The sequence below is a fragment of the Halalkalicoccus tibetensis genome, assembly GCF_037996645.1.
Classification (GTDB): domain Archaea; phylum Halobacteriota; class Halobacteria; order Halobacteriales; family Halalkalicoccaceae; genus Halalkalicoccus; species Halalkalicoccus tibetensis.
In genome coordinates this window covers 371,706-397,565 of record NZ_JBBMXV010000002.1, presented here as the reverse complement: position 1 = coordinate 397,565, position 25,860 = coordinate 371,706, and the positions used below count along the sequence as shown (strand labels likewise).

The 25,860-nt window shown below is 69.8% G+C and carries 27 protein-coding genes; 10 read left to right on the top strand and 17 right to left on the bottom strand.

The window, feature by feature from the left end; translation table 11 throughout:
- Window positions 1-29 precede the first annotated feature (29 nt).
- Window positions 30-287 (top strand): hypothetical protein, encoded by a 258-nt coding sequence (locus WOA58_RS07480; protein WP_340603562.1) that lies wholly within the window; start codon window positions 30-32, stop codon window positions 285-287.
- Between the two features lies 1 nt (window position 288).
- Here the strand turns inward: WOA58_RS07480 and mutL are convergent, their stop codons facing one another.
- From mutL to WOA58_RS07465, 3 genes are read right to left on the bottom strand one after another with little or no spacing between them, the layout of a single operon-like run.
- Entirely contained in the window at window positions 289-2,256 is a 1,968-nt protein-coding gene (gene mutL, locus WOA58_RS07475) for a DNA mismatch repair endonuclease MutL (protein WP_340603561.1), read from the bottom strand.
- Window positions 2,253-4,928: a DNA mismatch repair protein MutS gene (mutS, locus tag WOA58_RS07470; RefSeq protein ID WP_340603560.1), complete on the bottom strand. Its 2,676-nt coding sequence runs from the start codon at window positions 4,926-4,928 to the stop codon at window positions 2,253-2,255. The genes mutL and mutS overlap by 4 nt, the downstream gene beginning before the upstream one ends.
- Before the next feature lie 44 nt (window positions 4,929-4,972).
- Window positions 4,973-5,341, bottom strand: coding sequence for a cupin domain-containing protein (locus tag WOA58_RS07465; RefSeq protein ID WP_340603559.1), 369 nt, complete (start codon window positions 5,339-5,341; stop codon window positions 4,973-4,975).
- An 80-nt stretch (window positions 5,342-5,421) separates the two neighbouring features.
- On the opposite strand from WOA58_RS07465, the gene WOA58_RS07460 reads away from it, so the two are divergent.
- Entirely contained in the window at window positions 5,422-6,120 is a 699-nt protein-coding gene (locus tag WOA58_RS07460; protein WP_340603558.1) for a 5-formyltetrahydrofolate cyclo-ligase, read from the top strand.
- On the opposite strand, the gene thiD is transcribed toward WOA58_RS07460, so the two are convergent.
- Both thiD and WOA58_RS07450 read right to left on the bottom strand, forming a co-directional pair.
- Window positions 6,117-7,424 (bottom strand): bifunctional hydroxymethylpyrimidine kinase/phosphomethylpyrimidine kinase, encoded by a 1,308-nt coding sequence (gene thiD / locus WOA58_RS07455; protein ID WP_340603557.1) that lies wholly within the window; start codon window positions 7,422-7,424, stop codon window positions 6,117-6,119. The genes WOA58_RS07460 and thiD overlap by 4 nt on opposite strands.
- Window positions 7,421-8,443 carry an AIR synthase family protein gene (locus WOA58_RS07450; protein ID WP_340603556.1) on the bottom strand — a complete coding sequence of 341 codons (1,023 nt, stop codon included), beginning with the start codon at window positions 8,441-8,443 and terminating at the stop codon, window positions 7,421-7,423. The genes thiD and WOA58_RS07450 overlap by 4 nt, the downstream gene beginning before the upstream one ends.
- 88 nt (window positions 8,444-8,531) lie before the next feature.
- Here WOA58_RS07450 and WOA58_RS07445 point away from each other — a divergent pair, with 88 nt between their 5' ends.
- The 3 genes from WOA58_RS07445 (at window position 8,532) to WOA58_RS07435 (ending at window position 9,352) form a co-directional block, all read left to right on the top strand.
- A complete protein-coding gene (locus WOA58_RS07445) occupies window positions 8,532-8,672 on the top strand; it encodes a hypothetical protein (protein WP_340603555.1) in 141 nt (46 codons plus the stop codon).
- Window positions 8,673-8,737: 65 nt separating this feature from the next.
- On the top strand, window positions 8,738-8,881 hold the full coding sequence (locus WOA58_RS07440; protein WP_340603554.1) for a hypothetical protein: 144 nt from the start codon (window positions 8,738-8,740) through the stop codon (window positions 8,879-8,881).
- Between the two features lie 45 nt (window positions 8,882-8,926).
- Window positions 8,927-9,352, top strand: coding sequence for a zinc ribbon domain-containing protein (locus WOA58_RS07435; protein WP_340603553.1), 426 nt, complete (start codon window positions 8,927-8,929; stop codon window positions 9,350-9,352).
- Here the strand turns inward: WOA58_RS07435 and WOA58_RS07430 are convergent.
- From WOA58_RS07430 to trpC, 6 genes are all read right to left on the bottom strand, one after another.
- Window positions 9,339-10,520, bottom strand: coding sequence for a 3-dehydroquinate synthase II (locus WOA58_RS07430; RefSeq protein ID WP_340603552.1), 1,182 nt, complete (start codon window positions 10,518-10,520; stop codon window positions 9,339-9,341). The two genes, WOA58_RS07435 and WOA58_RS07430, sit on opposite strands and share 14 nt — an antisense overlap.
- A 63-nt stretch (window positions 10,521-10,583) precedes the next feature.
- A complete protein-coding gene (locus WOA58_RS07425; protein ID WP_340603551.1) occupies window positions 10,584-11,372 on the bottom strand; it encodes an SDR family NAD(P)-dependent oxidoreductase in 789 nt (262 codons plus the stop codon).
- Window positions 11,373-11,413: 41 nt separating this feature from the next.
- Window positions 11,414-12,208, bottom strand: a complete 795-nt coding sequence (locus WOA58_RS07420; RefSeq protein ID WP_340603550.1) for a 2-amino-3,7-dideoxy-D-threo-hept-6-ulosonate synthase — start codon at window positions 12,206-12,208, stop codon at window positions 11,414-11,416.
- 27 nt (window positions 12,209-12,235) lie between these two features.
- Window positions 12,236-13,066, bottom strand: coding sequence for a tryptophan synthase subunit alpha (gene trpA / locus WOA58_RS07415; RefSeq protein WP_340603549.1), 831 nt, complete (start codon window positions 13,064-13,066; stop codon window positions 12,236-12,238).
- Window positions 13,063-14,295 (bottom strand): tryptophan synthase subunit beta, encoded by a 1,233-nt coding sequence (gene trpB / locus WOA58_RS07410; RefSeq protein WP_340603548.1) that lies wholly within the window; start codon window positions 14,293-14,295, stop codon window positions 13,063-13,065. The genes trpA and trpB overlap by 4 nt, the downstream gene beginning before the upstream one ends.
- On the bottom strand, window positions 14,292-15,044 hold the full coding sequence (gene trpC / locus WOA58_RS07405) for an indole-3-glycerol phosphate synthase (RefSeq protein WP_340603547.1): 753 nt from the start codon (window positions 15,042-15,044) through the stop codon (window positions 14,292-14,294). The genes trpB and trpC overlap by 4 nt, the downstream gene beginning before the upstream one ends.
- Before the next feature lie 77 nt (window positions 15,045-15,121).
- Here trpC and WOA58_RS07400 point away from each other — a divergent pair, with 77 nt between their 5' ends.
- The gene (locus WOA58_RS07400) at window positions 15,122-15,580 is read left to right on the top strand and encodes an MGMT family protein (RefSeq protein ID WP_340603546.1); all 459 of its coding nucleotides are present in this window, start codon (window positions 15,122-15,124) and stop codon (window positions 15,578-15,580) included.
- Here WOA58_RS07400 and WOA58_RS07395 read toward each other — a convergent pair whose 3' ends face one another.
- Both WOA58_RS07395 and lonB read right to left on the bottom strand, forming a co-directional pair.
- Window positions 15,581-16,288 carry a CPBP family intramembrane glutamic endopeptidase gene (locus tag WOA58_RS07395; protein WP_340603545.1) on the bottom strand — a complete coding sequence of 236 codons (708 nt, stop codon included), beginning with the start codon at window positions 16,286-16,288 and terminating at the stop codon, window positions 15,581-15,583.
- A gap of 3 nt (window positions 16,289-16,291) precedes the next feature.
- Entirely contained in the window at window positions 16,292-18,328 is a 2,037-nt protein-coding gene (lonB, locus tag WOA58_RS07390; protein WP_340603544.1) for an ATP-dependent protease LonB, read from the bottom strand.
- Window positions 18,329-18,447: 119 nt separating this feature from the next.
- Here lonB and WOA58_RS07385 point away from each other — a divergent pair, with 119 nt between their 5' ends.
- From WOA58_RS07385 to WOA58_RS07375, 3 genes are read left to right on the top strand one after another with little or no spacing between them, the layout of a single operon-like run.
- Entirely contained in the window at window positions 18,448-18,969 is a 522-nt protein-coding gene (locus WOA58_RS07385) for a nicotinamide-nucleotide adenylyltransferase (RefSeq protein ID WP_340603543.1), read from the top strand.
- The gene (locus WOA58_RS07380; protein WP_340603542.1) at window positions 18,966-19,745 is read left to right on the top strand and encodes an SAM hydrolase/SAM-dependent halogenase family protein; all 780 of its coding nucleotides are present in this window, start codon (window positions 18,966-18,968) and stop codon (window positions 19,743-19,745) included. Before WOA58_RS07385 ends, WOA58_RS07380 begins: the two co-directional genes overlap by 4 nt.
- Before the next feature lie 34 nt (window positions 19,746-19,779).
- Window positions 19,780-20,175, top strand: coding sequence for a hypothetical protein (locus tag WOA58_RS07375; protein ID WP_340603541.1), 396 nt, complete (start codon window positions 19,780-19,782; stop codon window positions 20,173-20,175).
- Window position 20,176: 1 nt separating this feature from the next.
- Here the strand turns inward: WOA58_RS07375 and WOA58_RS07370 are convergent, their stop codons facing one another.
- The gene (locus WOA58_RS07370; RefSeq protein ID WP_340603540.1) at window positions 20,177-21,061 is read right to left on the bottom strand and encodes an SDR family oxidoreductase; all 885 of its coding nucleotides are present in this window, start codon (window positions 21,059-21,061) and stop codon (window positions 20,177-20,179) included.
- Between the two features lie 104 nt (window positions 21,062-21,165).
- Between WOA58_RS07370 and WOA58_RS07365 the strand changes: the two genes are divergently transcribed.
- Entirely contained in the window at window positions 21,166-22,374 is a 1,209-nt protein-coding gene (locus tag WOA58_RS07365; RefSeq protein WP_340603539.1) for an MFS transporter, read from the top strand.
- A gap of 62 nt (window positions 22,375-22,436) precedes the next feature.
- Here the strand turns inward: WOA58_RS07365 and thsA are convergent, their stop codons facing one another.
- The 3 genes from thsA to WOA58_RS07350 all read right to left on the bottom strand — a co-directional run bounded on the left by thsA (window position 22,437) and on the right by WOA58_RS07350 (window position 25,853).
- Window positions 22,437-23,996 carry a thermosome subunit alpha gene (gene thsA, locus WOA58_RS07360; protein ID WP_340603749.1) on the bottom strand — a complete coding sequence of 520 codons (1,560 nt, stop codon included), beginning with the start codon at window positions 23,994-23,996 and terminating at the stop codon, window positions 22,437-22,439.
- Between the two features lie 138 nt (window positions 23,997-24,134).
- Window positions 24,135-25,088: a glycosyltransferase family 2 protein gene (locus WOA58_RS07355; protein WP_340603538.1), complete on the bottom strand. Its 954-nt coding sequence runs from the start codon at window positions 25,086-25,088 to the stop codon at window positions 24,135-24,137.
- A gap of 57 nt (window positions 25,089-25,145) precedes the next feature.
- Window positions 25,146-25,853, bottom strand: a complete 708-nt coding sequence (locus WOA58_RS07350; RefSeq protein WP_340603537.1) for a class I SAM-dependent methyltransferase — start codon at window positions 25,851-25,853, stop codon at window positions 25,146-25,148.
- Between the last annotated feature and the right edge of the window lie 7 nt (window positions 25,854-25,860).

Below are 25,860 nucleotides of genomic sequence, written 5' to 3'. Positions count from 1 at the left end.
CTTTTATCCCCGGGCGTGTAGTCGGGGGCATGCGACCGTTCCAGTCCCCCGGTGAGCCGGTCGGCGAGATCGACGCGACCCGCCGCCGGCTGTACGCCGGTGCGGGGTTGTGCCTCGGCAGCGCCCTCGGCGGTGCGGGGGCATCGACGCTCGGCGTCCCGGCCGCCCCACTGTTGTTCGGCGCCGCCGTTCCCGTACTGGCCGCGCAGGTCTGGCGCGACCACCGCCTCCTGCGGCGCTATCGCCACCCCGGCGCCGACGTGACCGGTCGGGAGACGGCCCAGTAGGTCACTCCCGCCGGTCGGCGTGGCCGGGGTAGTCACGCTCGAAGCGCTCCTCCAGTTCTTCCCGATCGACGCGGATCACCGTCGGCCGGCCGTGCGGGCAGGCATACGGGTTCTCACAGCCGTCGAGCGCCGCCAGGAGGTCGACGACCGATCCCTCGGTCAGCGAGGTGTTGCCCGTCACGGCGGGGTGACACGCCAGATCCCCCAGGAGCTCGTCGACGGTCGCCTCGACGGTGTCGCCGGGCTCGCCCGCGACGCAGTCCGACAGCGCGTCCCGCAGGCGCTCGGGCGAGAGGGCCGTATCGAAGGCGGCGGGGACCGTCGTCACCCGAACCGTCCGCCCCTCGCGACTGGCGGCGAAGCCCAGATGCGCGAGCGCCTCCCGATAGGCCTCGAACAGCTCGGCCTCGCGGGCGGTGAGCTCGATCTCGACCGGCTCGACGAGCGCCTGCGTGCTCGTCTCGCCCGCGAGCTCCGCCCGCAGGCGCTCGTAGTGGACCCGCTCGTCGGCGGCGTGCTGGTCGACGATCACCAGCCCGTCGTCGGCCGCACAGACCACGTACGTGTCCCGGTGCTGGCCGAGCACCCGAAGGTCGGGCAGCCGGTCGTAGTCCGCGTCGGGCTCGTCGCGGTCGCCGGGCCCGCCGAACGTGGCCTGAGTCGTCGGCCCCGAGAAACGGCCCTCCTCGGCCGGCCCCGAGGTCGCGTTCGGCGTGCTCACCTCGCTCTCGGCCGTCGCGTCCCGTTCGCCTCCTCCGCCCTGGTTGGGCGTGGTGCGATCGGTCCCCGTCGCCGCCGAACCCGACCACCCGCTCGCGCCCGGGGACCGATCGGCGTCCGACTCCGATCGCGATCCCGCGTCGGTTCCCTCTCCCTCGCCGTCCTCGCGGGTCGGCTCCGGCGCGACCGACGCCTCCTCGGGCGCCGAACGCCCGCGCGGGGCCGACGACCGGATCAGGCCGTTCTCGAGCAGCGCCTCCTCGACCGTCTCCTCGATCTGGTCCCGGATCGCCCCCTCCTCGCCGAAGCGGACCTCGGTCTTGCGGGGGTGGACGTTGACGTCGACCGTCCCCGGCGGGACCGCCAGATCGAGGACCGCGAAGGGGTAGCGGTCGGGCGCGAGCTGCGTGCCGTAGGCGTCGACGACTGCCGATCTGATCGCTTTCGAGCGGACGTACCGGCCGTTGACGTACGTCGAGATATAGGTCGAGCCCGACCGGGTGGTCTCGGGATCGCTCACGTAGCCCGAGATGTCCTCGAGGGGCCCCTCCGCGAGTCCCTCGATCGGCACCATCGCGCGGGCGACCTCCCGGCCGTAGATCGAGAGCACCGTCGACTGCAGGTCGCCCTGGCCCGTCGTCGAGAACACTTCTCTACCGTCGTGTTCGAGGACGAACCGCACGCCGGGATTGGCGAGCGCGTAGCGCGTGACAACGGTGTTGACGTGGTCGAACTCCGTGGGCTCGCGCTTGAGGTACTTCTTGCGGGCCGGCGTGTTGTAGAAGAGGTCGGTCACCTCGACCGCGGTTCCCTCGGGACAGCCCGCCGGATCGCACCCCTCGACCTCGCCGCCCGCGAGCGTCAGTTTCGTTCCCGACTCCCCACCTCGGGGCTTGGTCGTGATCGTCAGCCGGGAGACGGCGCCGATGGTGTACAGCGCCTCGCCCCGGAACCCGAGCGTCGAGATGCCCCGATCCAGCTCCGAGACGTCCCGGAGCTTGCTCGTGGTGTGTTGCTCGACGGCCTTTCGCACGCTCTCCTCGCCCATCCCGATCCCGTCGTCGGCGACGCGGATCCGCTCGGTCCCTCCCGCATCGACCTCGACGGTGATCTCCGAGGCGCCCGCGTCGAGAGCGTTCTCGACGAGCTCCTTCACGACCGAGGCGGGCCGTTCGACCACCTCGCCCGCAGCGATCTTGTCGACCGTCCCGGGGTCGAGCGCGCGGATCTCGGCTCTCTCGGGGCTCATTCGTCGACCCGCCCCTGCCACTCCTGGACCCGCGTCATCAGCTCGACGGGCGAGACGTCGGCCAGTTCGAGGCCCGACAGCTCCGAGAGCACCGCCTCGGTCTCGGGGTCGAGCGCTCCTTCGGGCTCCCCGTCCGGCATCGATCCCTCGTCCTCGCTTCCCCCGTCGGCCGAGGCCGTCGTCATCTCGCCCGAGCCGACGTCGAAGACCACCTGCTGGGTCCCCGAGCCGCCGTCCGCGCTCGCGTCTCCGCCCTTCGCCTCGATCGCCTTCTCCGCTCGCAGGCGCTCGAGCACCTCGTCCGACCGCGAGACGACGGGATCGGGAACGCCCGCGAGCTGCGCGACGTGCACGCCGTAGGACCGATCCGTCGGCCCCTCGCGGATCGTCCGCAGGAAGGTGACGTCGTCGCCGCTGTCGTCGACGGCCACGTGGACGTTTTCGACGCGCGGGAGGTGATCCGCGAGCGCCGTCAGCTCGTGATAGTGGGTCGCGAAGAGCGTCTTCGCGCGGATCTCGTTGTGCAGGTACTCGGTGGTCGCCCAGGCGATGCTGATCCCGTCGTAGGTCGCGGTTCCCCGGCCCACTTCGTCGAGGATCACCAGCGACTCGTCCGTCGCCGAATGGAGGATGTTCGAGAGCTCGCCCATCTCGACCATGAACGTCGAGCGCCCCTGCGCGAGCTCGTCGAGCGCGCCCACGCGGGTGTAGATCCCGTCAACCAGCCCGATCCGCGCGCGCTCGGCGGGGACGAAGCTGCCCACCTGGGCCAGCAGGACGATCAGCGCGACCTGGCGCATGTAGGTCGACTTGCCGCTCATGTTCGGGCCGGTGACGATCAGGAACTCCCGGTCGTCGGTCAGGGAGAGGTCGTTGGGGACGAACTCGGTGGTCCGCTCGACGACCGGGTGGCGACCCGCCTCGATGTCGAGCGCCCGCGAGTCCTCGAGCTCGGGGCGGATCCAGCGGTTCTCGACCGCGTGGGTCGCGAGGCTCGCCAGGGTATCGAGCTCGGCGATCGCCCGCCCGACGTCCTGGAGCAGGGTCGCCCGCCTCGCCACGCGCTCGCGCAGCTCGCAGAAGAGCTCGTACTCGAGTTCGCCGCGCTGTTCCTCGAGTCGGAGGACCTCGCGTTCTCGCTCCTCGAGGGCGTCCGTGGTGAAGCGCACCGAGTTCTTCAGCGTCTTCACCTGGCGGTACTTCTCGGGAACGTCCTCGGCCTCGCTCTTTCCGACCTGGATGTAGTAGCCGTCCGTCTTGTTGCGGTCGACCTGCAGGTGGGTGATCCCGTGAGTCTCCTTCTCGCGCTCGCCGAGGGTATCGATCCACTCGAGGGCCTCCTCGTGGCGCCCGACCAGCTCGTCGAGCTCGGCGTCGTAGCCCCGCTCGATCAGCCCGCCCTCCCGTAGCGTCTTCGGCGGGTCGTCGGCCAGCCCTTCGTCGAGCGCCTCGCGGAGCCCCGCCGCGGCCTCGCGGTCCGGGCGTTCGACGATCTCCGAGAGGGGTGAGTCCGCGAGGCGGTCGTCGCCCGCGATCAGGTCGGCGAGCTTCGGCAGAACCGCCAGGCTGTCGCGCACCCGCAGGAGGGCGTGGGCGTCGGCGCTGCCGTGGGTCGCCCGTCCCGCGAGGCGTTCGAGGTCGTAGGCTTCCCCGAGCAGCTCCCGGAGGTCCTCGCGGGCCAGCGCGCGCTCTGCGAGCGCCGCCACCGACTCCTGGCGGCGATGGAGCTCGCGAAGCGACCGCCGGGGTCGCCCGAGCCACTCCTTCAGCAGCCGGCCGCCCGCGCTCGTGACGGTGTGGTCGACCGTCCCGAACAGCGACCGGCCCGCGCCGGTCATCGTCTCGGTGATCTCGAGGTTGCGCTGGGTGGTCACGTCACACGAGGCGAAGTCGTCGGCGCCGTAGGGCTGCAGGCGCGTCATCGAGGGGAGCACCCCCAGTCCCGTCTCCTCGACGTACGAGAGCACCGCGCCCGCCGCGCGGACCTCCGGGCCCTCCGGCTCGAGATCCAGGCTCGAGAGGGTCTCGCGGCCGAACTGCTCTCTGGTGGTATGGGTCGCCGCCCCGGGCGCGAAGGCGTTCGCCTCGTGGTTCGTCACCTCGGCGTCGGTTCGCTCCGAGAGCGACTCGAGAAAGTCCTCGTCCTCGCGGAGCTCGGGCCCCGGCAGGATCTCGACGGGGTCGTAGCGGTAGCACTCGGTGATCGCGCGGGCCGCGGCGTCCTCGCCCTCGACCCGGGTGACGAGAAAGCGCCCCGTCGTGACCTCCGCGAACGCGAGCCCGTAGCAGTCCTCGGCGACGCGGACGACCCCCGCGAGGTAGCGCGCGTCGTCGTCGCTCGTCTCGATGAGGGTGCCCGGCGTCGCCACGCGCGTGATCTCACGGGCGTGACCCCCGTCGTCGGTGTCGTACTGCTCTGCGACCGCGACCCGGTAGCCCCGTTCGACCAGCGCCTTCAGATAGGGAGTGAGCTCCGAGAGGGGCACCCCGGCCATCGGATACGACGAGCCGTGGGAGGACTTCTCCGAGACCCTGAGGTCGAGCTCCTCCGCTACCAGCTCCGCGTCGGCGGCGAAGAACTCGTAGAAGTCCCCACACTGCATCGCCAGCAGATCGGCGTCGGTTCCCTCCTTGAGCCCGAGGAACTCCCCGACGATCCCGCCCTCTGTCATATCCGAGGATCGTCCGTCGGGGCCAAAACCGTGTCGGGTTCGCGCTACTCCAACACCTCGCCGTCGTTCTCCGCGGGGGGCGCGCCGATTATCAGCCACTGGTGGTCCCCGTCCGTGTCGTTGAACACCTGCCGCGGGGTCTCGGGCGGGATCCTGAGCGCGGTCCCCTCGGGGACGTCCAGTCGCTCCTCGCCGATCCGGATCCGGGCGGGCCCCTCGAGGACGTAGTAGAACTCCTCCTGTTCGCGCTGGCGGTGGTAGCTCATCGCGTCGCCCGGCGCGAGGTCCCAGACCCGCGGGCGCATCTCCGTACAGCCCAGCTCGGCCGCGAGGTCCACGGTGTCGGTCCCCGACGAGGCCGAGGGCGTTCGCTCCGCTTCGGTGACGTCGATGACGCTGTATCCGTCCGGCATGCCTCTCTTTCGCGGCCCGACGGTGAAATATCCCGACGGCGGATCGGCGGGTTTTCCCTCCGGCCTTCCTTCCCACATCTATGGACAAACAGGCGCTTCGCGAGCGGACCTGGGACGCGCTCGAGGAGGAGGGGATCGCCCGCTTCCCCTTCCCGCCCCACGGCCGGATCCCGAACTTCGCCGGGGCCGACGACGCGGCGGAACGGCTGGCCGACACCGCCGAGTGGCGGAAGGCGGACACGGTCAAGGCGAACCCCGACGCCCCGCAGCTCCCGGTCCGCAGGCGCGCGATGCGCGAGGACAAGACCCTCTACATGGCCCAGCCCCGGCTGAAGAGCGAGCGACCGTTCCTCGAGCTCGACCCCGCCGAGGTGAGCGATATCGACGAGGCGACGACCGTCTCGGGGGTCTCGAAGCACGGCGTCCCGGTCGGGCCGAGCGAGATGCCCGAGATCGACCTCGTGGTGTCGGGAAGCGTCGCCGTGACCGAGGCGGGCGCGCGGATCGGCAAGGGCGAGGGCTACTCGGATCTGGAGTTCGCCCTCCTCCGCGAGCTCGACCTCGTGGGCGACGATACCCCAACGGCCACGACCGTCCACGAGACGCAGGTGATCGACAAGGCCCCCGACCCCGCTCCCCACGACGTGCCGATGGACCTGCTGGTCACGCCCGAGCGCGTGGTTCGGACCGAGGGCGGCGAGAAACCGGCCGGGATCGACTGGTCGCTCCTCTCGGAGGAGCGGATCGCTGAGATCCCGGTCCTCGATCGGGTTCGCTAGTCCAGCGCGTCGTGGACGGCGAGGGTCCGCCCGATCAGCGTCTCCGGGTCGGGCGCGACGATCCGGAGGGTCGCCTCCCGACCCGTCTCGGCGCGCTCGATCACCGCTGCAGGGGTCTCTCCATCCACCTCGTCCCCGAACCCGCCGTCACCGGCTTCGACGACGGGAGCGTCGAGCGCGCCGAGCGCCCCCTCCACCTCGTCGTCGAACCGGCAGCTCACGGCGTACCGGAGGTCCGAGTCGAGCTCGCGGGCCGACAGCAGGAACCGCGCGACGTGGCTCGACGCGCCGAAGCGCACGCCCCCGTTGGGGCTGATCCCCGTCATGGTTCGAGTGATCCGTCCCTCGACGGCGGCGGTCTCGCTAACCGATTCGGCGGAGGGCGTCGCCCCGACGACGTTCATCCCCACCTCGGGGACCAGTGCGGAGACGCCCTCCTCCACGAACCGATCGACGATCTCCTCAACGTCCTCGGCCGTCGGCTCGCGCTCCGCGCGATCGCGGAGCTCGGCGAGGTGATGGACCGCGCCCGGACCCTGGCCCACGTCCAGCGAGTATCTGACCGCCCGCTCCATGAAGTCGAGTGCCCCCTCGACGGCCCCTTCGAGGGCCTCGCCGCGCGCGAGGCGGGCGGCGATCGCCGAGGCGAGCGTACAGCCCGAGCCGTGGGTCGCCTCGGTGTCGACCCGCGCGTGCTCGAACGTCGTCGCGCCCTCGCCCGTCACCAGCACGTCCTTCACGTCCTCGGTCGGCAGGTGCCCGCCCTTGACGAGCGCGGCTTCGGCGCCGGTCTCCACCAACTGCTCGCCGACATCGCGGGCGTCGGCGGCGTCCTCGGGATTGATCCCCGTCAGCACCCTCGCCTCGTCGGCGTTGGGCGTCACCAGCGTCGCCTGCCCGATCAGCGCCTCGTAGGCCGCCTCGGCCTCGGGTTCGAGCAGCCGATCGCCCGTCGCCGCGACCATCACCGGGTCGATCACCGTCGGGCCGTCGTAGTCCGCGAGCTTCTCGGCCACTAGCCCGACCACCTCGCTCGTCGCGAGCATCCCTGTCTTGATCGCGCCAACGTCGAAGTCGCTCGTCACGGCCTCGATCTGGGCGTCGATCTCCCCGATCGGGAGAACGTGCGAGCCCGCCACCCCTTGGGTGTTCTGGGCGGTGACGGCGGTGATCGCGCTCGTCGCGAACACGTCGTGGGCCTCCATCGTCTTGATGTCGGCCTGGATCCCCGCGCCGCCCCCCGAGTCGCTGCCCGCGATCGAAAGCGCCACGGGCGGGGCGTGGGGTGCGACTCGTCGGCTCATTCCGCGCCCTCCAGCTCCTGCATTCCCTCCTCGAAGGCCGCCCAGAACGGGTCGCGCTCGGGGCGCTCGACGGGCTCGCCGTCGAAGTACACCCCTTCGCCCTCGCTCGCCTCGCCGACGACCGCCGCCGGGATCCCCTCCGAGTCGAGCGCGGCGAGTACCTCCTCGCCGTGTCCCCCCTCGACCGTCAACAGCAGGGTGCCCTCGCTGATCGAGATCCAGGGGTCGATGTCGAACGCCCCACAGGTCTCGCGGACGCCGTCCATCACCGGCACCGCCTCGCGCTCGACGTCGATGCGCACGCCGCCGGCGCGGGCGGTCTCGTGGAGTCCGCCATAGATCCCGCCCTCGGTCGCGTCGTGCATCGCCGTGACGGGCCCGGCCGCGGCCGCAACCAGCGCGTCGCGAACGGGGCTCATGTCGTAGAAGCGGTCCTTCGCCGCCTCCATCGCTCCCGGATCGAGATCGAGGAGCTCCTCGAACTGGATCGCGAGCAGCCCCGTTGCCTCGATCGCGGGGCCCTTCGTGACGATCACCTCGTCGCCCGCGCGCGCGCCGTCGGGCCGGACGAGGTCCGCGGGATCGCCGACCGCGAGCGCGGTGCCCCCGCCGACCATCGGGTAGTTACAGCCCGCGTAGCGGCCCGTGTGTCCGGTCACGATCGAGACGCCGAGCTCCGCTGCCTCCTCGTGCATCCGCCCCCAGAGGGTCGCGAACTGCTCGTCGGTGATCTCCGCGGGCAGGTTCAGGTCGATCGAGAGATGCGTCGGTCGGAGCCCGGAGACCGCGACGTCGCTCATCAGGATGTGAAAGGCGAACCACGCCGCCCGGTCGAAGCCCAGCGACGGCATGACGAAGACGGGGTCGGTCGCGAGCGCGAGGACCCGATCGGCCACGTCGACCACCCCGAAGTCGACGCCGTGTCGCGGCCCGAGTCGGACGTCCTCGCGGTCGGCGCCGAGGTTCGGGTAGATCTCGCGGTCGAAGAACTCCCGGTCGGCCTTGCCCAGATCGCTCATACGCGAGGGATGACGCTGTGGTACTTAGCGGTGGTGGTCACGCATTCGCTGGCCCAACGCCTTTTTATCGGCGCCGACTCGTGGGGGTATGGTCAACGCATCCACCGTACTGATCCCCGTCGGGCTCGTCGGCCTGCTGTTCGGGGCGATCCCCCTCCCGGGGACCGGCCTGCTCTTCGCCGTCCTGGTGATCCTCGCCGGCGTCGGCGCCTGGCTGGCCGGCTACTGAGCCGGCCCGCGACACGACGCAGCTGCCGGGCCAAGCCCTTTTGTCGTTCCGGGGCTCGTACCGGTATGATCAGGATCTCGACGATCGTGATGGTGCTCGGCGTGATCATCGGCATCGGGCTGCTGCCGGTCCCCATCCCCGGCATCGGGATCGGGCTCGGGCTGCTCGTCGTCGCCCTCGGGGCCGTCATGCGGCTGCTCGGCTTCTGATCCCGGTCGAACGCATTAAGTATCAGGGGGGCGGACCCGACTACAATGAGCGGGGGCTCGCACAAACGACCGTGGTTGGCGGCGCTGTTCGCCGTTCTCGTCCCCGGCCTCGGCCACGTCTATCTGCAGGCCTGGCTGCGAGCCCTGCTGTGGTTCTGGATGGCCGTCCTCTCGTTCGTGCTGTTCGTCCCCGAGGAGCTCGTCGACGGCGTCGGCTCCGTCGGCGACGCGATGGCCCTCTCGACCGAGCTGCCGATCGAGGCCCAGATCGCGCTGTTCGTCGTGATCGCCATCAGCGCCGCCGACGCCTACTGGCAGGCGACCCAGACCAGACAACGCGTCACCGGCCAGCGCTGTCCCCACTGCGGGCGCGAGATCGACGACCTCGAACTGGAGTTCTGTCACTGGTGTACCGAACCGCTTCCCGGCGCCGACGCGGAGGCCGACAAGCCGGAGCCTACTTCTCGATGATCCGCTCCTCGACGGCCTCGCCGAAGTGCCGCGCCACCGACTCGTAGTACAACAGCACCTCGTCACCGGCCTCGAGATCCGTCACTGCTTTGCGGCCCTCCCGGGTCCGTACCTTGATCGTCTCGGCGTTCTGTAGCAGCGTCGCGACCCGGTCGCCCTCGTCGGTCTCGGCCTCGACCCGGAACATCGGGCGTCGCTCGATCTTCACCCGGCCCACGATCGCCTCACGGGTGTTCCCGTCGGCGTCGACGATCTGGACCTCGTCGCCGCTCTCGAGCTCCGAGAGGTACTTCGTGCCGCCGTCGGGCGTGCGCACGTAGGCGTGGACCGCCCCCGCGTTCACCCGGAAGGGTCGGGAGGCGACGTAGGGCGACTCGGCGGTCTCGGCGTGGACGAAGAACAGCCCGCGGGACATCGAGCCGACGAGCATTCCCTCGTCGCCCTCCATCAGGCTGCCCGTGTCGACGCAGACCCGATCCGCACTGCCCGTCTGTTCGATCTCGGTGATCTCGGCCCACTCCAGATCGAGGTGCTCACGCTCCGATCGATCGCGCGCCGCGACCGTCTCACGGATCGTGTCGGGGTCGTCGGAGTCCAACAGGACGGCGTCGGCTCCGATCTCGAGGGTCTCGAAGGCGGTGCGGGCCTCCTCGGCGCTCTGAACGCCCGCGATCAGCTCGGTCTCCTCGCCGATACGGGCGATGAGGTTCTCGAGGGGGATGATGGTCCAGTCCTCGCCGATCACGATCGTGTGGTCGGCCTCGGCGGCCGCCTCCTCGGCGAACGCCTCGTAGTACTCGTCGTGGATGCGGACGTAGGCGCCCGTTTCGGCTTCCTCCTCCCGGCGCAGTGCCGAGAGGTCCGCCGAGCCCGAGAAGTCCTCGGGCAGGTCGACGGTGCCGTCGCCCTCGCCCTTCTTGCCGATCACGACGGCGTCGGGCTCCGCGTCGGCGTCGGTCTCGGGCTCCTCGGCGTCCATCACGTGGACGTCCCCGCCCGAGCGGAACGCCGCGACGTTCACGCTGCCGAGTTCTCGCACGCGCTCGACGTCCGACTCGTCGACGAGCACCCAGTCGACGCCGGCCTCCAGGCCGGCGGTGATTCGTCGTCTGCGCGCGTCCCAGTCGCCGACCGCGTCGTCGGCCTTCAGCCACACGGATCGCGTCATGGTTCGGGGGTCGGGCGGGGTGGGCTTCAATCCAACCGTTTGGCCCGAGCGGGTCCCCTGACCTCAGGCGATCTGCCAGCCGCCGTCGACCGACAGCAGCTCGCCGGTGGTGTAGCCGGCGGCGTCGCTCGCGAGATAGAGGGTGGCGTCGGCCACGTCCTCGGGGAAACCGGCCCGTCCCATCGGGATCGGCTTGAGGAACTCACCGTCGCCGGCGCGTTCCTGCGTGCTCTCGGTGCCGTTCTCGGTGAACTCGGTGGCGATCTGGCCCGGCGCGGTGGCGTTGACCCTGATCCCCTCGGAGGCGAGTTCGAGGGCCGCCCCGCGGGTGAGCATCCGCAGCGCGCCCTTGGTGGTGTCGTAGGCGACCTGCCCGTGCTGGGCGAGGTTCGAGCTGATCGAGGCCGTGTTGACGATCGCCCCCTCGGCGTCGCGGTCGAGCATGTCGCTCGCGGCGGCCTGCGTGCCGACGAACATCCCCCGAACGTTGACCTCGTAACCCGTATCGAGGTCCTCGCTGTCGTACTCGGTGAAGGAGCCGCCGATGAACACGCCGGCGTTGTTGACCATCACGTCGACTCCCCCATAATCGCGGGCGGCCTCGACCACCGAGTGGACCTGCTCGGGGTCGGCGACGTCCGTCTCGACGAACTCGGCCGCCCCTCCCGCCTCCTCGATGGCCTTGTGGGTCGGCAACTGTGCGTCGGGGTCTTTCGGCTCCTCGCGCATGTCGGCGACGATCACGGTCGCCCCCGCGTTCCCGAACGAAAGCGCGATCGCGCGGCCGATGCCCGATGCGCCGCCTGTAACGATCACCGTCTCGCCCGCGAAGTCGTAGTGGACGTCGCCCATGGCGGGCGTCCGGCCGGAACGGCGAAAAACGTTGGGCCGGCTTACGCCTCGACCGCGAGCCCCGCCTCCTCGATGGCCTCCTCGGCGCTCGCGTCCTCGTGGATCACCGCCGAGACCGCCCGCGTGATCGCCTCGGGGTCGTCGTGCTGGAAGATCGACCGCCCCATCGAGATGCCCGCGCCGCCGGCGTCGACCGCCCCGCGGACCTTCTCCAGGGTCTCCCTGTCCGTGCCGCGCGCGCCGCCGGCGATCACGACGGGCAGTCGGGTCGACTCGATCACGTGCTGGAAGCTCTCGGCGTCGCCCGAGTACCCCGTCTTGACGATATCGGCACCGAGCTCCTCGGCGAGCCGCACCGCGTGGCCCAACGCCTCGGGGTCGGCGCTGTCGATGCCCGGCCCGCGCGCGTAGGCCATCGCCAGCACGGGCATTCCGAAGCGCTCCGCTTTCCCGCTGAGCTCAGCGAGATCCTCGATCTGTTTCGGCTCGTAGTTCGAGCCGACGTTGATGTGGAACGAGACGGCGTCGGCGCCCGCGCGGATCGCCTCCTCGATCGTGCAGGTCACGCGTTTGTCGTTCTCGTCGGGGCCGATGGTGGTCGAGCCGTTGACGTGGACGACGTAGCCCGCGCCGTTGGTGTTGGGATGGACCCGCGGGGCGATCCCCTTCTGGGTGAGCACGCAGTCCGCGCCGCCGCGCGTCACCGCGTCGATCGTCCCCTCGATGTCCTTCAGGCCCTTCACCGCGCCCATGGTGATCCCGTGGTCCATCGGGACGATGAGGTAGTTCCCGTCGGTGCCGATCCGGTCGAGTCGCGCGTCGAATCCTGCGGTCATAGTATGAGACACTCCGGCATGGAGCGGTTATGGACGTTCCGGTTGCGGCCGGTCAGCCGCCCCGGCGAGCGCACCCTCCTTCAGTTCCCGCGCCTTTCGTTCGAGGCGCTCGGCGACGGTTCCCTCCTCGGTGTCGCCCTCAGCGACGATGTCGACTAGAGCCGAGCCGACGATGATCCCGTCGGCGCCGCCTGCGACGATGCGTTCGGCGTGTTCGCGCTCGCTGATCCCGAAGCCCACGGCCTTCGGGACGTCCCACTCCTCCAGGCGTCCGAGGCTCGTGTCGGTCTGGCCGCTCACGTCGGCGCGCGCACCGGTGGTTCCCAGCCGCGCCTGGACATAGACGTAGCCCGAGACCTGACTCATGATCCGTTCGAGGCGCTCGCCGCGCGTCGTCGGCGCGACGATGAAGACGAGATCGAGCCCGTACTCGTCGCAGGCCTCCCGAAGGGGACCCGACTCCTCGGCCGGCAGGTCCGGCACGACGAACCCGTCGATCCCGACCTCCGTGGCCCGGCGCACGAACGGCTCGGGCCCCTCTTCCTCACCATAGCGATAGATCAGGTTGTAGTAGGTCATGCAGACGACCGGCACGTCGATGTCCAGATCGTCGACCAGGTCGAAGTAGGTGTCGGGGGTCATCCCGCCCTTTAACGACCGGACGATCGCGTTCTGGATGGTCGAGCCTTCCGCGATCGGTTCCGAGAAGGGGAGTCCCAGTTCGACGATGTCCGCACCGCCCTGGACCAGCGCGCGGACGTACTCCTTCGTCGACTCGACGTCGGGATCGCCCGCGGCGAGATACGGGATGAACGCCGGGCCGTCCGCGAAGGCCTCATCGATGCGGCTCTGGCTCATAGTCCCCCCTGAAAGACGTCCATGTCGGGCGCACTTTCGATGTCGCGTTCCGCGGTCTCCTCGATCACCGACTCGAGGTCCTTGTCGCCCCGCCCCGAGACGTTGACGATCACGACCTCGCCCAGCTCCTCGTGTTCGTCTTCGAGGAAAGCAAAGGCGTGGGCCGTCTCCAGCGCGGGGATGATCCCCTCCAGTTGCGAGAGGCGATGGAAGCCCTCCAAGGCCCCGTCGTCGTCGACGTTCACCGGCGTCACGCGGCCCTCGTCGACGAGGTGTGCGAGCTCCGGGCCGACGCCCGCGTAGTCGAGCCCCGAGGAGACGGAATGGGACTCCATGATCTGGCCGTCCGAGTCCTGAAGCAGTTTGGTGCGCGCGCCGTGGAGCACGCCCTCGCTTCCGGTCGAGAGCGACGCGGAGTTGGGCGCGACGCCGCCCGCCTCGTCGACCTCCAGACTGCTTCCGCCGGCCTCGACGGCGTAGAGATCCGTGTCGTCGCCGACGAACTCGTGGAACGCGCCCATCGTGTTCGAGCCCCCGCCCGCACACGCGAGCACGCTGTCCGGAAGCCCGCCGGCCTTCTCCTGGACCTGCTCGCGGGCCTCCTCGCTGATGACTGCCTGAAAGTCCCGGACCATCCGCGGGAACGGATGCGGGCCCACGACGCTCCCGATCACGTAATGGGTGTCCTCGACCGAGGTGGCCCAGTCGCGCATCGTCTCGCTGATGGCTTCCTTGAGGGTTCCCCGTCCCGTCGTCACGGGGTTGAGCTCGGCGCCGTTGAGCCGCATCCGGAAGACGTTGGGACGCTGGCGGTTGATGTCGCGCTCGCCCATGTAGATCTCGCAGTCCATCCCGAGATGGGCACACGCCATCGCGGTCGCGGTGCCGTGTTGCCCGGCGCCGGTCTCGGCGATGATCCGCTCCTTGCCCATGTACTTCGCGAGCAGCGCCTGCCCGAGCGCGTTGTTCAGCTTGTGGGCGCCCCCGTGAAGCAGGTCCTCGCGCTTGAGGTACACCTCCCGACCGTAGCGCGCGGAGAGCGCCTCGGCGTGCTGGAGCGGCGTGGGCCGCCCCCCGAAATCCCGCAGCCGGGCGCGGAAGTCGTCCATGAACCCGTCCTCGTTCTCGAGGACGAACCTGTGATACGCGTCCTCGAGCTCCCCGATCGCGGGCATCAGCGCCTCCGGTACGTACTGGCCGCCGTAGCGTCCGAACTTGGTCGTGCTCATGCTGTGGTGAAATCGTTCGTGTTCTCTCGTACGTCCCCGTCCATGATGGCAGTGCCGATCAACAGCGCGTCGGCGCCCGCCTCGCGCATCCGCCGGACGTTCTCTCCACTACCGATCCCGCTTTCGGCGACCAGCAGCACGTCCTCAGGGGCCTCGATCGCCACCCGCTCGAAGGTGTCCAGATCCACCTCCAGCTTCCCGAGGTCGCGGTTGTTGATCCCGACGACGTCGGCGCCGGCCTCGATCGCCTCGGCGAGCTCCTCGCGGGTGTGGACCTCGACGAGCGGCTGGAACCCGCGCTCTTTCGCCGCTTCGACGAGCCCCGCGAGGTCGTCGACGAACCGAGCGATCAGAAGGACGAGATCGGCCTCGACGACGTCGAGCTGGTCCTCGCGGAGCAGGAAGTCCTTCCTGAGAACCGGCACGTCGACGGCCTCACGCACCCGCCGGAGGGTCTCGGGCGACCCACCGAAATGCTCGGGTTCGGTCAGCACCGACAGCGCCGCCGCCCCGCCGGCGACCATCTCCCGGGCCAACTCGACCGGGTCGTCCTCCCGGATGCCCTCCGTGGTCGGGCTCGTGGGTTTGACCTCCGCGATCACCGCCACGCGTCCCTCGCGCTCGGCCTCGGCGACCGCATCGGGGAACGACCGCGCCTCGACCGAGAGGCGTTCGTCGCCCCCGTCGCGCTCGCGCGCCGAGTCGAGGATCGACTCGACGGCCGGCGCGATCGACTCACTAGTGTTCATCACTGTACGCTAACGTACTGATTTGCACATAAGACTTGCGTCACGGGGTTGAAGTCGGGCTCGCTCCTCTCCCCGGTATGGACGACAGCGACACCGGGATCTACGCCCGACAGATCGACGGGATCGACCGCGCCGTCCGGATCGGGATCGCCTCCGGACGAGTGATCGACGTCTCGATACCCGACGAGCCCTCGCCGGAGGCCGACCCGGGCCACGAGCTGCTCGACCGGATCGAGCGCTTCCTTGGGGGCGAGGCCGACGATTTCGGGGACGTCCCGATCGCGCTGACCGTCCCCACCGACCAGCGGGCGACCCTCGAGCGGGTCCGGGAGCTCCCGTACGGCGGGACCACCGACGTCGCCACCCTCGCGCGGACGACTCCGGGGCTCGACGAGGAGGATCGGGAGGACGTTCGGGGCGCCCTGCGGGCGAACCCCGTTCCGATCCTGATCCCGGGCCACCGGGTCGTAGACGGCCCGAGCCCCCTTCCGGGCGAGCTCGACCGCCGCCTCCGGCGCGTCGAGTCGGGCGGCTGATCAGGTCCACTCGATCCCTAGCCCCTCGTGGACGACGAACTCCAGGGCGTTCACGAGGTAATGGGCGACGACGACGACCAGCAGGCTCTCGGTGACGACGAACCCCGCCGCGAGGACGAACCCCAACAGCCCCGTGACGAGGATCCCGGTGTTGCCCTGTGCGCCGTGGCCGATCGCGAAGAGCATCGAGGAGAGCACCGCGAGAAGCCACGGCGAGACGCCGTAGCCCGCCGCGACCGCGCCGATCAGCGCCGCCCGGAAGAGGAACTCCTCGAAGAAGGCGATCACCGGCAGGACGAGCCCCAGAAGGATCGCCCAGCCGCCAGCCGAGTCGGGCGCCAGCAGCTCGCGGAGCCCCTCGTCGTACTCGAAGCCGAGCCGCCCGGCGGCCGCCCCGCCCAGCTCCGAGCCGAGATAGAGCCCGATCCCCAGAACCGTTCCGGCCGCGAGCGCGCCCATCCCCGTGAGGCCCGCGCCGATCCCCAGGGCCTCCAGCGGGACCTCGGTGTACCAGGCGGCCGCCAGCAGGACGCCGAGGAGCAGCCCCTGCGAGAGCGCGACGTTCGCGAGCAACAGGCCCGAGGAGAGTTCGACGTCGGGCTCCGCCTCGGGATCGGTATCGAGGGCCTCCTGTGAGGCGTGAGAGAGCGCGAGGAGAAGCACCGTGACGACGCCCGTCAGGCCGACGAACGTCGCCCACTCGGTCACGGCTTACTGCGGGGTGGGACTGCCGCTCGGGACCTGGTGTTCCCGATCGAGCGCGGTCGTGATGTTCTTCAGGCGGTCGACCAGGCCGTCCTTCTCGGGCTCGCCGACCAGGGCGATCTCGAGCACCTCGCTGATATGCGAGACGGGGACGACCTCGACCTGCTCCTTGTACTCGTCCTCGATCATCACGTCCTGCTCGTTCGATTTCGGGATGATGACCGTATCGATGTCCGACTTCGCGGCGGCCTCGATCTTGTGGGTGACCCCGCCGACGGGCAGCACGTCGCCCCGGACCGACAGCGAGCCGGTCATGGCGACGTTCTGGTCGATCGGGATCTCCTCGAGGGCGCTGATCACCGCGGTGGCGATCGAGACGGACGCCGAGTCGCCCTCCACGCCCTCGTAGGACTGGAGGAACTGGATGTGGACGTCCATCTCGTTGATGTCCTTGTTGGTGAACTTCTTGATGATCGCCGAGACGTTCTGGACGGACTCCTGGGCGATCTCCTGGAGCTTACCCGTGGCGATGACCTCGCCGTGGCCCTGGGTGACCTCGGCCATGATCGGCTTGACGATCCCGCTGTCGCCGCCCATGACCGCGAGGCCGTTGACGCGGCCGACGACGCCGCCCTCGTTCATCGAGATGTCGTAGTCACTGTAGCGCTCGATGAACGTGTCGGCGAGCTGCTGTTCGATCGACCGCGAGCGGTCCTTCGCGTCGAGGACGTGCTGGCGGGTGGTGAACTCGGCGTCCTCCGCGCGGGCGATGTCGCCCGCCACGCGGACGAGCCCGCCGAGGTTCCGGAACTCGAGAGTCAGATGCCCCTTCCGGCCCGACCGGCGCTTGGCCTCGAGGATGACCTCCTCGATCGCCTGGCGGGTGAAGTGGGGGAGCCGACCGTCGCGGTCGACCTCCTGGGCGATGAACCGGGCGTACTTGCGGCGCATCTCGGGCTCGTCCTCGATGGTGTCGTCGAAGAACACCTCGTAGCCGTAGCCCTTGATCCGCGAGCGAAGCGCCGGGTGCATGTTCTCCAGCGCGTCGCGGTTGCCCGCCGCGACCATGATGAAGTCGGTGGGGACGGGTTCGGTCTGGACCATCGCGCCCGAGGAGCGCTCGGACTGGCCGGTGATCGCGAACTCGCCCTCCTGGATTGCCGTCATCAGGTGCTGCTGGCTGCGGACGTCGAGGGTGTTGATCTCGTCGATGAACAGCACGCCCCGGTGAGCCTTGTGGATCCCGCCGGCCTCGACGCGGTCGTGGCTCGGCGTCTCCATCCCGCCCGACTGGAACGGGTCGTGGCGGACGTCGCCGAGCAGCGCGCCGGCGTGGGCGCCGGTGACGTCCTCGAAGGGCGCGGTGGTGCGGTCGGCGTTGTTGATCAGGAGGTTCGGGACCATCGCGTCGCTGCCGCGGTTCGCGTACTTGAACGCGAGGTAGATGATCGCGGCGGCGATGATCCCCAGCAGGATGTTCCCGATGAAAAGCGAGTAGCCGAGGATCACGATGATGATCAGCCACATGAGGATGGTCCGCATCGTGTTGCGCTTGCGGGCCTCCTCCTTGTGGGCGTCGACGATCTGTTCGCCCTTGCCCGAGGGGACCGTCCGGACCTTCGGCTCGTTGCCGTCGTCGGGGTTGTGGTAGATCAGGACGTCCTGGAGGTCCTCGTTGGGCAGCAGCTGGGTCATCGCTTTCGCCAGCATCGACTTGCCGGTCCCCGGCGAGCCGATCATGAGGATGTGCCGTCGCTGCTTTGCGGCCTTGCGGACGATCTCCTGGGCGTGGTCCTGGCCGATCACCTGGTCGACCAGCTTCTCGGGGACCTTGATGTCGTCGGTGGACTCGATCTTCAGCCCACCCAGCAGGTCGTCCTCCTCGTCGGCGATGTCGGCGTCGAACTCGACGTCGACGTCGCTGCCGAACCCCCCGTCGGACTCCTCGCTCGGGGACTGGTCTTCGACGTCGCCGGGCTCCCGTTCCGGCGACTCGTCCACCCCGTCAGCGGGGTGCTCTCCGGTATCTCTCTCGTTGCTCATAGAACGTGGTCGCTGATGAAAACGAGGGTTGCGCAACTGATATACTTTCTCCCTGCCGTCCCCGATCTTGTGAACACGCTACGCTTTTAATCGTCCGCGTTGTCGATTTCCCCAGGACAATGACACGGGGGTTTTACATCGGCCGGTTCCAGCCGTACCACAACGGCCACCATCGTATGGTCGACCGGATCGCGAGCGAGGTCGACGAGCTCGTCCTCGGGATCGGCAGTGCCGGCGACTCGCACTCCCGACACGATCCTTTCACCGCGGGCGAGCGCATCATGATGATCACCAAGTCGCTCGTCGACTACGACCTGGTGACCTACGCCGTCCCCATCGAGGACCTCGATCGCAACTCCGTCTGGGTCAGCCACGTCCAGAGCATGTCCCCCGATTTCGACGTCGCCTACTCGAACAACCCGCTCGTGATCCGGCTGTTCAACGAGGCCGGCGTCGAGGTGCGCCAGTCGCCGATGTTCAACCGCGAGGAGCTGGAAGGGACCGAAGTACGGGAACGCATGATCGACGACGGCGACTGGGAGAGCCTCGTCCCCGAGCCCGTCGCCGACGTGATCCACGAGAGCAACGGGATCGAGCGGGTCCAGCAGGTCAGCGAGACCGACGCCAACGGCGTCCAATGATCACGCTCGCCTCGGACTTCGGCGAGCCGTACCCGGCCGCGATGAAGGGCGTGCTGCTCTCGCGGACCGACGCCCGCCTGGTCGACGTCGCCCACAACCTCCCCCGCCAGGAGCCCCGTACCGCCGCCTTCTGGCTGCGCGAGACGCTTCCCTGGTTCCCGCCGGCGGTCCACCTCGCGGTGATCGACCCCGGCGTCGGCACCGATCGGAACGCCCTGGTCGTCCGTGCCGGCGATAGCGCCCTCGTGGGACCGGACAACGGCGTGCTCATGCCCCCGGCCCGCGGGCTCGGCTATCCCGATCCCGAGGCGTTCGCCATCGATCCGGGCCACGAGGAGTTCCCCGCCACCGGCGGCGAGGGCAGCACCTTCGACGGTCGGGACGTCTTCGCGCCCGCCGCCGCGGCGGTCCACGAGGCCGGCGTCGAAGAAGTGGGAGAGATCGAGTGGCTCTCGCCGGTCGACGACCCCGAGGAGCTGCGCTTTCCCGAGCCCGACCTCCGGGGTCGGGAGGCGAGCGGCGAGGTGCTCGTGGTCGATCGTTTCGGCAACGCGATCACCAACGTCCCGGGGAGCGTGCTGGAGGACCGCTTCGGCGAGGAGGTCGCGGTCAACGGCACCGCCGTCCCCGCCGAGCGGAGCTATGCCGGGGTCGAACCCGGCCACCGACTGGCTACCGTCGGCAGCCACGGCAACGTCGAGCTCGCGGTCAACGCCGGCCGCGGCGACGAGGCCTTCGGCGTGGGCGTCGGCTCCGAGGTGACGATCTCCTACTGAAACGGCCGAAACGTTCACGCCGACTCCGCCTCCGATGGCTGATACCGTGTTCGAGTGGCTGTTCCCGGGCTGGCAGAACCCCGCCGCGCTCGCGGCGATCGTCGGGCTGCGAGCGCTCTGTAACGGCTCGCTCGTCGTTCTCCTAGTCCGATCGCTCGGGATCCGCCATCCCTTTACCACGATCGCTGCTGGCCTGGCGGTCTTCTCGACGGCGCTGACCGTTCTCCTGTTGCGCCCCGGTGGGCCCGGGCTGTACGCCTCCTACGTCGAGCTGGCCGGACAGGCGCTCCTGCTCGCCCTCGCGGGCGCCGGGCTCTCCCTGCGATCCTCTGCTCGCCGGACTGCTCTCGGGGGCGTCCTCATCGTCGGCGCCCTGTCGATCTCGGCGCTCATGATCCCGATCTACGGCGAGGCGTTCGTCGCGCCCTGAGCTACCCGCCGACGATCGAGCCGCCGTTGAGATGCAGCGTCTGGCCGCTCATATAGGACGAGTCCTCGCAGGCCAGATAGACGTACGCCGGGCCGAGCTCGCTGGGCTGGCCGGGTCGGCCCATCGGGACGTCCTGGCCGAACTCCGCGACGGCCTCGGGGTCGAAGTCGCCGATCGTCGCCGGGATCAGCGGCGTCCAGATCGGACCGGGAGCGACTTGGTTGACGCGGATCCCTTCGGGGGCGAGCTGCTGGGAGAGCGAGCGGGTGAACGCGACGATCGCGCCCTTCGTCGTCGAGTAGTCCACGAGGAAGTCGTTGCCCTCGAACGCGTTCACGGAGGTCGTGTTGATGACCGTGTCGCCGTCCTCCAGGTGGGGCAGCGCCGCCTTGGTCATGTAGAAGTAGCCGTGGATGTTCGTCGCGAACGTCTCCTCCCACTGCTCGTCGGTGATGTCGGTCAGTTCGGTCTTCACGACCTGGACCGCCGCGTTGTTCACGAGCACGTTCAGGTCGCCGAACTCCTCTATGACCTCCTCGACGGCGGCCTGACAGAACGCGCTGTCGCGGACGTCGCCGTCGATCGTCAGGGCCTCCTGGCCCTCGTCCTCGATCATTTCAGCCGTCTTCTCCGCGTCCTCCTCCTCGTCGAGGTACATCACGGCGACGTCGGCGCCCTCGCGGGCGAAGTGGACCGCGGCCGCACGGCCGATCCCGCTGTCCCCGCCGGTGACGATCGCGACCTTCCCCTCGAGCTTGCCGCTGCCCTCGTAGCCGTCGCGGATGAACTCCGCGGGCGGCTCCATCTCGCCCTCGACGCCGGGCTGGCGGTCCTGTTGTTGGGGCTCGATCTCCTCTGCCTTCTCGCGGGCTTCCTCGAGCGTCATGGGCGAAGATACTCCCGGAACCCTGTTGAGGGTGTCCGTTGCTATGGAATGCTTCGGTTCGCCGCTACCGGCGCGTTTAGGGCCCGCCGGCGAGGACGGCCCCCGTGGCGCGCGCCGCGAACCGCTGGGACCACCTCGCGCTCGCCCTCGGGGCCGCGAGCTACGCCTGCTTGCTGTTCGTCTGGTTCCTGCTGCCCGCCTTTCTCTCGCCGGTGATCGACGATCTCGGCCTGACGAACTGGCAGGCCGGCGTGCTCGTCGGGGCAGTGCCTCTCACCTACATCCCCCTCTCGCTGGTCAGCGGGCTCGCGATCGACCGGGTCGGTCCTCGACTGGGGATCGGCCTCGGCCTGCTGGTCTTCGGCGCCGCGGGCGCCCTCCGGGGCCTCGCGACGGGCTTCCCCTCGATGCTCGCGTTCACCCTCCTCATCGGCGTCGGCGCGACCGGGATCACCTTCGGCCTTCCCAAGCTGGTGGCGGCGCTCTACCCCCAGGAGCGGGTCGGCTCGGCCTCGACGGTCTACGTCCTCGGCTCCTACGCCGGCTCCGCCGGGGCGTTCGCGATCGGCCGGCCCCTGCTTGGCCCGACCCTCGGCGGCTGGCGCCCTGCCTTCCTCTACAGCGGGCTCGCGGTGCTGGCCTTCGCCGTCGTCTGGTTCCTCGGGACCGCACGGATCGAGCCCGAGGGGGGCGACGACGGTCGAACGTTCTCGCCCGGCTCGCTGCGCGAGGACGCCCGCCGGGTGCTCTCGAGCCGCGCGATGGTCCTGCTGGTCGTCGCCGGGACGGGCTACCTGCTGGTCAATCACGGCCTGCAGGGCTGGCTCGTGACGCTCTTCGAGGACCGGGGGATCCGGCCCGCGCTCGCGGGGCTCACGACCACTGTGTTGGTGGCCGGCCAGGCGATCGGCGCGCTCTCGATCCCGCCGCTCTCGGACCGCCTCGACGCGCGCCGCCAGGCGGTCGTCTGCTCGGGGCTGCTCGTCACGGCCGGGACGACGGTCCTGATACTCGCCGAGTCGGCGCTCGTCGTCGCCGCCGCCGGGATCGTCGCCGTCGGGGTCGGCCTCGGTGGAGTCGGCCCGCTGCTGCGCGCGATCCCCGTCGAGCTCGAGGGGATCGGGCCCGGACTCACGGCCACCGCCGTGGGCTTCGTCTTCGCCGTCGGCGAGATCGGCGGCTTCCTCGGCCCGTTCCTGATCGGCTCGCTGCTCGACCTCACGGGCTCGTTCGTCCCCGGGCTCGGCGCCATCGCCCTCGCCGGGCTCGTGATCGCCGCCGCTGGCTGGTTGATGACCGGCGTAGGGGGGTGAAGCGATCGCTGTCGGGATCCATCCTCGAAAGAAGGGAAACGCCGGTTCGTGATTGGGCGGCGTCAGTCAGCGGAGATGATGTCGTCGATGCGGACGATCATCGTCGCGGCCTCGGTGGCGCTCTCGACGGCCTCGCGCTTGACGGCGGCGGGGTCGAAGACGCCCTCCTCGTAGGGGTCGGCGACCTCGCCGGTCTGGCCCTTCGAGATGATGCCCGCACGGCCGCTCGCGTCGTACTCCGAGCGCAGCTCGACCAGTGCGTCGATCGCGTCCATCCCGGTGTTGCGCGCCAGGGTCCGGGGCAGCATCTCGACCGCGTCGGCAAAGGCCTCAACGGCCAGCTGCTTGCGCCCCGAGACGCCCGCGGCCTCGCTGCGGACCCGCTCGGCGATGGCGATCTCGGTCGCGCCCGCGCCGGGGACGATCCCGCCCGATTCGATGGCGGCGGTCACAACGTCGAGCGCGTCGCCGACGGCACGTTCGAGTTCGTCGACGACGTGGTCGGTGCCCCCGCGGACGAACAGCGTGACGGCCTCGGCCTCGGCGCCGCCCTCGACGAACGCGAACTCGTCGTCGCCGTACTTCTCGACGCCGATCGACTCGGCGTAGCCGAAGTCGTCGGTGTCGAGGTCCTCGAGCGTCCCGATGCGCTTGGCGCCGACGGCGCGGGCGACCGCACGCGCATCGCTGTTGCCGACGTTCTCGAAGGCGAGGATGCCCGCCTCCGCGAGCGCGCTCGCGACGCGGTCCTCGACGTCGTCAGTGACGAACGCGACGTCGACGCCGGCCTCGGCGAGCTTCTCGGTATACCCTCGAAGCTCGGTCTCCTCGGCCTCGATGGCGGCGTTGAGCTGGTCGATGTCGGTGATGTTGTACTCGGCGTCGATGTTCGCCTCGCGCACGCCGAGCTCCATGTCGAGCACCGCGACGGTGGCGTCCTCGACCGACCGGGGCATGGTCTCGGTGACGGGCTCCTCGTCGACGATGACGCCCTCGACGAGCTTCGTCCCGCTCGAGCTGCCGCCGACCTGGGTCTGGACGCGGATCTCGTCGCGGGCGATGCCCTCCTCGGACTGGACGCCCTTGACCGTCTCGACGACGATCTCGGCGAGGCGCTCGGCGCCGACGTCGCCGGTGCCCTTGCCGGTCATGCTGGACTCGGCGACCGCGTGCAGGTGCTCGTCGTCGATGTCGTCGCGCTGGGTGAGGTCGTTGATCGCCCCCTGGGCGATGCGGGCGGCCTCGTTGTAGCCCTCGACGATCGTCGTCGGGTGGACGTCGTCCTCGAGCAGATCCTCGGCCTGCGCGAGCAGCTGACCCGCCAATACGGCGGCCGTCGTCGTCCCGTCGCCGACCTCGTCCTCCTGGGTCTGGGCGACCTCGACGATCATCTGGGCCGCGGGGTGCTCGATGTCCATCTCGTTGAGGATCGTCGCCCCGTCGTTGGTGATGACGACCTCGCCCGAGCTATCGACGAGCATCTTGTCCATCCCGCGGGGCCCGAGAGTGGTCCGTACGGCCTCGGCGACCGCCCTCCCGGCCGAGATGTTCGAGGACTGCGCGTCCCGACCCTTGGTGCGCTCGCTGTCGTCGCTGAGGATGAAAACGGGCTGTCCGCCCATGCGCCGCTGTGATGCTTGTGACATGTGTATCTCTCAGATAAGGGTCGTTAGCGGTTCTATATAATGTTTTCTACTCGGGACGACGGTGCGAACCGCTGTCATCCCGCTTCCCGCCCGCGTTCTTCGGGTGAAACCCGCTCACCGCCAGTCGTACCGTTCGACCGCCCGGTCGCGACGCCCGGAGATCCCGTAGGGGTTGCGACGCGTCGTTCGGTCGCTCGCGCGCGCACGGAGGCCGTCCTTCAGCCCGATCAGCGTGTTCGCGGTCACCGCACTCCCGCCGCCGACCCACGCCGTCGGCTTGACCTCGCCCCTGAGCACCCCGCGTGCGGAGCTGACCCCGTCGACGGTCGAATGGCCCGCCAGACGCCGGAGGACGCTCGGGCGCGGCCCGTAGTTCTTCGCGAGCCGGTAGGCGAGCGCCCGGTACTTGAGCCCCCATCGGCGGTGGGCCTCGTTGCCGACGAAGCTCCCCCCTTGGCTCACGACCCGCGGGTCGCCGTCCTCGCCGCCGTCGGTCTCGACGCCCTCGCGGACGCCCATCCCGGACTGCCAGCTCACGGCCCGCTCCTGGCCCGCGAGCCGGTGGGCCAGGTCCCGGGCCCCGCCGGTCTCGAGGTACTCGTCGAACCCGTCGAGCTCGTCGATCGCCTCGCGGGTCAGCGCGACGTTGCCGCCGTTGAAGTAGGTGACCTCCCGGCCGACCACGGTGCGGTGTTCGCGCGCCTCGGTGGTGACCCCGCCCCGGATCGGCCGGTGGGTCGGCCCGGTGACGGCGTCGCTCCCCTCGAGGCCGCGCTCGATCGCCCCCGCCCAGCCGTCCTCGATCCGGTGGCCCTGATCGAGCAGCGCCACGGCCTCGCCGCCCGCGACCTCGAGGCCGGCGTTGCGCGCGACGTTGATGTTCCTGTCGGCTATCTCGACGAGCACGTCCACGTCGGGGCGCTCGTGGAGCATGCCGCTGGTCCCGTCCGTCGAGGGCCCGTTGACCACGACCGTCTCCGCGGTCGGCAGGCGCTCGCGGAGCGCGTCGAGACACCCCACGAGCTGCCGCCGACCGTTGAGGGTCGGGACCACGACGGAGAACTCCATACCACCCGATACCGCACCCGAACACTAAAAATACAGTGGACTGGGGTCGCGCCGGCGCTAGTTGATCCGTGCGTCCCAGTACGTGACCGACGCGAACCCGTCGCCCGCTTCGGTGTCCCGGAGCCCGGACTCGACGCGGTAGAACGCGTCGGCGACCGACCGCGGGATCGCCCGGTAGAAGCCGTAGGGAAGCAGGAAGTCGTGGGTCGAGTCGGTCAGCTCGTAGCCCGTGCGCTCGAGCATCGCGCTGACGTCGCTCTCCTCGTAGAGCCGCGAGCCCATCGGCAACAGCCGGTTGTAGATCGAGCGCGTGCTCGGCGTGTTGAACGTATCGAAGACGAGCTGGTCGCTCGTCACCCGGCGGATCTCCTCGAGATACCGATCGGGGTTGGGGATGAGGTGGAAGAACCGCATCGCGAGCACGGCGTCGAAGTGGTCGTCGGGAAACGGCAGGCGAGCCGCGTCCCCACGGACGAACTCGACGCGCTCGGACAGCCCTGCCCCGCGGGCCTTCTCGCGGCCCTGCGAGAGCATCGCGTCCGAGATGTCCAGACCGACGACGTCCGCGCCGCGGGCCGCGAGCATCACCGAGAACCGCCCGGTCCCACAGGCGATCTCGAGGACCTTCTTCCCCTCGAGGTCGCCGAGCGCGGTGCTGACCGCCTCCTTCTCCTGGCGGTCGATCAACCGACCGCCCTGGGAGAACCGTTTGTCTTCGTACTCCTCGGCGACCTCGGTCGCCTGGTACCACTCCTTGCCCTTCACGATCTCA

Excerpts from the sequence above, each read along its gene's own strand:
- WOA58_RS07480 (WP_340603562.1), top strand. The coding sequence starts at position 30 with ATGCGACCGTTCCAGTCCCCCGGTGAGCCGGTCGGCGAGATCGACGCG.
- mutL (WP_340603561.1), bottom strand. The coding sequence starts at position 2,256 with ATGAGCCCCGAGAGAGCCGAGATCCGCGCGCTCGACCCCGGGACGGTC.
- mutS (WP_340603560.1), bottom strand. The coding sequence starts at position 4,928 with ATGACAGAGGGCGGGATCGTCGGGGAGTTCCTCGGGCTCAAGGAGGGA.
- WOA58_RS07465 (WP_340603559.1), bottom strand. The coding sequence starts at position 5,341 with ATGCCGGACGGATACAGCGTCATCGACGTCACCGAAGCGGAGCGAACG.
- WOA58_RS07460 (WP_340603558.1), top strand. The coding sequence starts at position 5,422 with ATGGACAAACAGGCGCTTCGCGAGCGGACCTGGGACGCGCTCGAGGAG.
- thiD (WP_340603557.1), bottom strand. The coding sequence starts at position 7,424 with ATGAGCCGACGAGTCGCACCCCACGCCCCGCCCGTGGCGCTTTCGATC.
- WOA58_RS07450 (WP_340603556.1), bottom strand. The coding sequence starts at position 8,443 with ATGAGCGATCTGGGCAAGGCCGACCGGGAGTTCTTCGACCGCGAGATC.
- WOA58_RS07445 (WP_340603555.1), top strand. The coding sequence starts at position 8,532 with ATGGTCAACGCATCCACCGTACTGATCCCCGTCGGGCTCGTCGGCCTG.
- WOA58_RS07440 (WP_340603554.1), top strand. The coding sequence starts at position 8,738 with ATGATCAGGATCTCGACGATCGTGATGGTGCTCGGCGTGATCATCGGC.
- WOA58_RS07435 (WP_340603553.1), top strand. The coding sequence starts at position 8,927 with ATGAGCGGGGGCTCGCACAAACGACCGTGGTTGGCGGCGCTGTTCGCC.
- WOA58_RS07430 (WP_340603552.1), bottom strand. The coding sequence starts at position 10,520 with ATGACGCGATCCGTGTGGCTGAAGGCCGACGACGCGGTCGGCGACTGG.
- WOA58_RS07425 (WP_340603551.1), bottom strand. The coding sequence starts at position 11,372 with ATGGGCGACGTCCACTACGACTTCGCGGGCGAGACGGTGATCGTTACA.
- WOA58_RS07420 (WP_340603550.1), bottom strand. The coding sequence starts at position 12,208 with ATGACCGCAGGATTCGACGCGCGACTCGACCGGATCGGCACCGACGGG.
- trpA (WP_340603549.1), bottom strand. The coding sequence starts at position 13,066 with ATGAGCCAGAGCCGCATCGATGAGGCCTTCGCGGACGGCCCGGCGTTC.
- trpB (WP_340603548.1), bottom strand. The coding sequence starts at position 14,295 with ATGAGCACGACCAAGTTCGGACGCTACGGCGGCCAGTACGTACCGGAG.
- trpC (WP_340603547.1), bottom strand. The coding sequence starts at position 15,044 with ATGAACACTAGTGAGTCGATCGCGCCGGCCGTCGAGTCGATCCTCGAC.
- WOA58_RS07400 (WP_340603546.1), top strand. The coding sequence starts at position 15,122 with ATGGACGACAGCGACACCGGGATCTACGCCCGACAGATCGACGGGATC.
- lonB (WP_340603544.1), bottom strand. The coding sequence starts at position 18,328 with ATGAGCAACGAGAGAGATACCGGAGAGCACCCCGCTGACGGGGTGGAC.
- WOA58_RS07385 (WP_340603543.1), top strand. The coding sequence starts at position 18,448 with ATGACACGGGGGTTTTACATCGGCCGGTTCCAGCCGTACCACAACGGC.
- WOA58_RS07380 (WP_340603542.1), top strand. The coding sequence starts at position 18,966 with ATGATCACGCTCGCCTCGGACTTCGGCGAGCCGTACCCGGCCGCGATG.
- WOA58_RS07375 (WP_340603541.1), top strand. The coding sequence starts at position 19,780 with ATGGCTGATACCGTGTTCGAGTGGCTGTTCCCGGGCTGGCAGAACCCC.
- WOA58_RS07370 (WP_340603540.1), bottom strand. The coding sequence starts at position 21,061 with ATGACGCTCGAGGAAGCCCGCGAGAAGGCAGAGGAGATCGAGCCCCAA.
- thsA (WP_340603749.1), bottom strand. The coding sequence starts at position 23,996 with ATGGGCGGACAGCCCGTTTTCATCCTCAGCGACGACAGCGAGCGCACC.
- WOA58_RS07355 (WP_340603538.1), bottom strand. The coding sequence starts at position 25,088 with ATGGAGTTCTCCGTCGTGGTCCCGACCCTCAACGGTCGGCGGCAGCTC.